Source organism: Kitasatospora sp. MBT63 (assembly GCF_000710465.2).
Taxonomy (GTDB): domain Bacteria; phylum Actinomycetota; class Actinomycetes; order Streptomycetales; family Streptomycetaceae; genus Kitasatospora.
The window spans coordinates 1-4,621 of record NZ_JAIZ01000282.1 but is presented as its reverse complement, the minus strand read 5'-3'; the positions used below and the strand labels follow the sequence as shown (position 1 = coordinate 4,621).

Annotated in this window: 6 protein-coding genes; 2 read left to right on the top strand and 4 right to left on the bottom strand. The window is 67.2% G+C overall.

The features are described 5' to 3' along the window. Positions 1-733 precede the first annotated feature (733 nt). From AA75_RS17765 to AA75_RS17755, 3 genes are all read right to left on the bottom strand, one after another. Positions 734-913, bottom strand: coding sequence for a hypothetical protein (locus AA75_RS17765; RefSeq protein WP_033821049.1), 180 nt, complete (start codon positions 911-913; stop codon positions 734-736). Positions 914-1,021: 108 nt separating this feature from the next. After that, positions 1,022-1,303, bottom strand: coding sequence for a hypothetical protein (locus AA75_RS17760; RefSeq protein WP_033821048.1), 282 nt, complete (start codon positions 1,301-1,303; stop codon positions 1,022-1,024). Between the two features lie 111 nt (positions 1,304-1,414). Then, entirely contained in the window at positions 1,415-2,065 is a 651-nt protein-coding gene (locus AA75_RS17755) for a hypothetical protein (RefSeq protein WP_149038212.1), read from the bottom strand. A 215-nt stretch (positions 2,066-2,280) separates the two neighbouring features. Here AA75_RS17755 and AA75_RS17750 point away from each other — a divergent pair, with 215 nt between their 5' ends. After that, positions 2,281-2,892 carry a hypothetical protein gene (locus AA75_RS17750; protein ID WP_051812672.1) on the top strand — a complete coding sequence of 204 codons (612 nt, stop codon included), beginning with the start codon at positions 2,281-2,283 and terminating at the stop codon, positions 2,890-2,892. A 68-nt stretch (positions 2,893-2,960) separates the two neighbouring features. Here the strand turns inward: AA75_RS17750 and AA75_RS17745 are convergent, their stop codons facing one another. Beyond that, positions 2,961-3,926 (bottom strand): DUF5677 domain-containing protein, encoded by a 966-nt coding sequence (locus AA75_RS17745; RefSeq protein WP_149038211.1) that lies wholly within the window; start codon positions 3,924-3,926, stop codon positions 2,961-2,963. 160 nt (positions 3,927-4,086) lie between these two features. Between AA75_RS17745 and AA75_RS17740 the strand changes: the two genes are divergently transcribed. After that, positions 4,087-4,621 (top strand): SMI1/KNR4 family protein (locus AA75_RS17740; RefSeq protein WP_033821050.1); only part of this gene is annotated, 535 nt, incomplete at its 3' end.

Sequence of the window (4,621 nt, the reverse complement as noted above, 5' to 3'; positions counted from 1 at the left end):
CGGAAACGCAGCCCTCAAGCCCGGAAAGACAACAGCCACTAAAGACCGCCAACGGAAGGGCTGGCCTTCAGCTTCGCCCCGCGGCGCTGCCTCTCGATGGTCCTCAGCACCACAGGCAGCGAACTCGGGCACGGGCCGCAGTCAGCGCCTCGGACGGAGGCAGCATCGATGTCCCAGGCGCGCCAGCACACTTGAAGGCGGCCTCCTGCCGACGGGCAAGGGTCGTAGCCAGTAGCCGATTCTCCAGAGCGGGGCGTGCAAGCTCCCGCGGAGAGTCAGCATCAGGGCGGTCTCCGCAGGCTGCTCGACTGACTTCGAGGTGTGGGCAATTGTTGTGGAAGACCCGGCAGTCCAGCAGGTGAAGGGCCGGTCGGGTCCGCGGCGGCGTGCCTCATACATCAGATTTGAGTTCTGCCAGAGCCGACGAAGGGGAGGCGGCGCAGCAGCGCCTTGGCGCGGGCCGCGGCGTTGGGTGTCTCCGCAGCCGGCCGGGGTCCGGTGCGGCCTGCTCGGGGAACGCGGCGGGCGGCGGTGATCTGCTTGACCGCGGGGGTGCTCAGGCCCCGCTCGGTGACCGGCGGACCGAGCTGCGGCCGCTGGTGACGTCCTCCCCGCGGGAGCGGGGGTCAGCCGGCCGGGGAGCGGGGCGGCTGGGCCCGCCTGGTGTCCTCCCCGCGGGAGCGCGGGGTCAGCTGAGACGAGTCTCTTCCCGGGGCCGGCCTGCTCGGTCCGCTCAGTCCGCCCGCAGGATCCGGGAGACGTAGATCTGCGGCGGATCCTGCTCCTCGTTCACTGCGTACTCCACCAGCCCGAGATCCCGGTGCAGCGGCGCCGAGTGCATGCCCGGCCGGCCGGGGACCGGCATGCTCAGGTGCGGGAAGGGGTTCTTACGCAGGTCGACCAGGAACGCCACGACCGCGGAGAAGACGTCGGCCGGGGTGCCAGGGTCTTCGAGGAGCGCCTCGACGGCCTGGGAGGGTGAGCGGGTCGTGCTCGTCGTCCGGGAAGTCGCCGTGGTCGCTCACAGGGCCCCGAGGCGGCGCAGGACCGCGGAGGCGGAGGTGCCGGGGGCGGTGCCGTCCTGGACGGCGGCGTGGATCCGGTCGCCCTCCGGGTCGCGGTAGAGCTCCGCGCGCAGCCACCACCGCTTCAGGACGCCGCCGATCGTCTCGACGTCGGCCTCACCCATCTCCCGGTAGAACTCCATCCGCTGCGCTGGCGGCAGCGCCGCGGCCACGCCGTCCAGGGTGCGCGGGAGGGGTTGGCTGCCGTCGTGGTGACCGTGCAGGGGCGCTGCGCTCACCGTGTCCTCCGGAAGTCTCGAGCGGGCGGGACCGATACCAGTGTCCTCCCCCTGTGCCCCGGCCCGGCGCTGGGGCAGGAGGGCGTGCTTGCGAAGGCGCCCTCCCTACGCTCACCGGGTGGGTGCAGCGACCACTGCTCCCGGCAGGCGCAGGTCGGCGAGGGGGATCTGGCCGGATGGTGTGAGGAGCGCGGTGCCGTCGAACCTCAGCTGCAGCGAGCTGGTGGTCGGGCCGAACGGTCCGTCCAGGAGCCAGCTCGCGGCGCCTTCGTGCAGGCGCAGGACCGTGGTGACGAAGCGGCCGGCTTCGTGGGCGAGAAAGTCGGGGGTCGTTTCGCCGTCGGGGGCGGCCAGGAGGCCGTCGTGGAGGTCTTCCAGGGCGTGCTGCCAGGCCTTGAGCTCGTCGCGGGTGAGCTGAAGTTTGACGGTGGCGTCATTGAGGGTCTGCAGGGTGTGGGCTTCCGGGTCTCCGTCGGCTGCGAACACGGCGGTGATCCGGTCCTGGAGGTGCTCGGTGCCCACCGTGGCGGTCAGGTACACCTCGGCTGCCGGGCGGGCCCAGGACGGCAGGGCCTGGAGGTGCTCGGATTCCTCGAGCGGCAGGAGTAGCCCGTGAGCGATGAGCCGCTCGATGCTGCCGAGGACGAGCTCGGGTGTCAGGCCGCGGCTCTCACCGTCGAGTTCGGCCGCGCTGGCCCAGCCCTGCTTGTCGATCATGCGGAGGGCGACGACGTAGACGCCGATGTCCTCGAGGCTCGCCATGTCGTAGACGGTGTGGCCGGCGACATGCGGCCGACCGGCCGGGGCAGTGATGCGGGTGTGGATGTCCACGGGCGGCAGGCAGTCCCTTCACAGGATGGTTCGAGGCCCGCCCTCTATCGGCACCGGGCAGCCGGTCGGGGCGGCTGTCACTGGCCGCTGGTATCCCATCACCTCGAGGCGTACACGCACTGTCACTCCTGGTGAAACGAGATGCCATGTCCTTCACCGCGCAGTGGACGAGCGTGCTGCTGGAGATAGCAGGGCGGAAGAAGCGGCGCACGCTGGCCCCGGACCATCCTCTCCACGAACTGGGCAGTCTGCTCGCCGATCGGGCAGCCGAGAGCGCGCGCAAACGTCTCGCGGGACGCCGGAACGACGAATCACATCTTCGCCCAGTCGATCCCGTCGACCTTCCCAACGCACTCCGGGAGTCTTTCGACGACCTATCGCTCCTGGCCGGGCGTGCTCGGTTCCTGGCCGACTGGGGCCTCATCGAGATCACGTCCGTGCTCTGGGACTCATTCTGCGGAACAGCATCTCTGAGCTACCGTCGGCTCTCGGGTGACCACCCGGTGGTGCCCACGTCCACGATGATGCACCCGAGCAGCGCCGTGGAGACCGGCAGCCTCTACCTAGCAGACCGCGACCACCGCTTGTATCTCCTCCGGCCGTTCCTCATCGGCCAGATCTGCCCCAAGTGCCGGAGCTGGTCAACATTCCACATGGACAAGGTGAACCGTCAACTCGTGTTGAAGAGCCTGGAACACGGTCACTGCTTCCCCTTCGGCACAGACACCAGCACCCTTCAGCAAGCCGCTCTGCTCTAGCAGGTTCAAGTTGCTTATGCGCTCTGAGTAGCCACCGATCCCAGACGCGCACGGTTTGGCCGGCTGCCCTACCTGGTCCTGAGCTCTTCTGGATGGATCAGGAGGGGCAACCGGCCCTGACCTGCCGGCCCGACAAGGATCAGGGCGAGCCAGACGCTGTATGCCTCGCAGGAAATCAGGGTCTTGACTGGATCAAACCGATCTGAAAGAACCTCCAGGATCTTGTCGAAGACCCAGGTCCCGTACACGACAGCCAGGTCGGCATGGAGCCCTTCGAACGGGTTTGAAGAAATATCGCCTGTACGGCCATTGCCCCACGTCATTCGCGCCATCTCGTGCAGGTTGGCGTGCACCGATTTGGAGCTGAGGTGATAGAAAAATTCATACTCGGGTAGAAGATCTCCTACCTCGGCCATCTTCTTTACCGATGGCCCTCGCCTGCCCCATCCCTGTTGTTGACACAGGTCGGCCAGCTCGTTACGGGCCTGCTCCAGGGCATCCGAGGCTTCTCTGAACCCGAGGCGCGGGGCCGCTGTGTTGAGCTGCTGGTAAGCAGTTGGCAAGAAATCCTGCTGAGCCTTGACAGCTTGCAGCGCCTCCATGCGGGCACGGTGACGCACGTACTCCGTTGCAACTGCTTCATCGAGCCGAATAAGCCACTTTACAAAGATCAAGTCTTCGACCATCGCTCGAAGATGTACTCGTGCACTGGCCCGGGCCTGGGATTCGACAGTCGCCGTGACGGCACTGAGCGCATCATGGGCGCGCCGCACGACTGTGCGGCTGACGATCTCCACATCAAAGCCTGCCGTGAGCGGTACGCCCATGCAGACCTCATCCACATAGGGTGCCGCCAGCGAGACGATGCGTTCGGTAGCCCTCCACAGCGTCCTCTCGCCATGAAGAACCTCGGACACGTCGGAAAACAAGGCCGATTCATCGTCGGTAGCGGCATCCGAGCGAGCCGCATGTTCCACACCCTCTGGAACCCCAGCCATGTGCCCCCCTATGACGAACTGACGTAGAGCCGTCATTCTCTACGCTCTTCAACTTGTGATTTATCCAACGGGCTCGAACAGGGTGCGGATCGCTTGAAGGGAAAGGCCATGTCGGAGAACTGAAGCGTCAGCCCGAACGGCGGTCGGATGTCGGCGGCAGGCACTAATATCCGTGCTCGCCGTCGATAGGAGAGCCGTGAACACGCATGTGGACTGGTCCGGAGTCCGGGAACGCGTCATCGCCCTCGAGGAGGCCGAGCGTCGAGCGCGTGGCCGCGAGCCGTTGTCCTACCCCTTGTTCGAACCGGTCCTGACACCCGCCCAGATCGCCGAGGCCGAGGCACAGTTCGGTGTCACACTCCCCGAGGAGTACCGCACGTTCCTGGCGGAGGTCGGGGCCGGCGGCCCCGGACCAGGCAGCCTCTCGCCGTTGTGCCGGATCGACGGGACATGGGGATGGCTCTGGGACACCGCAGGGCATCACTGGATGCTGGACCCGAGCGGGCCGTTCGTCGAGACGGACGGCTGGGCCGACCAGCAGAGAGCGACCCTGCGCGCCGCCGGGTACGAACCCACCACGCAGGACGAGGACACCGACTACCTGGACGACTACCAGGAGGCCTTCGGCGACGCCGGTGAAGAGGCCTGGCACCTGGAACGCGACCGGGGCGCGGTCCTCATCAGCGACCACGGCTGCGGGATGACCGGCTGGCTCATCATCGTCGGCCCGC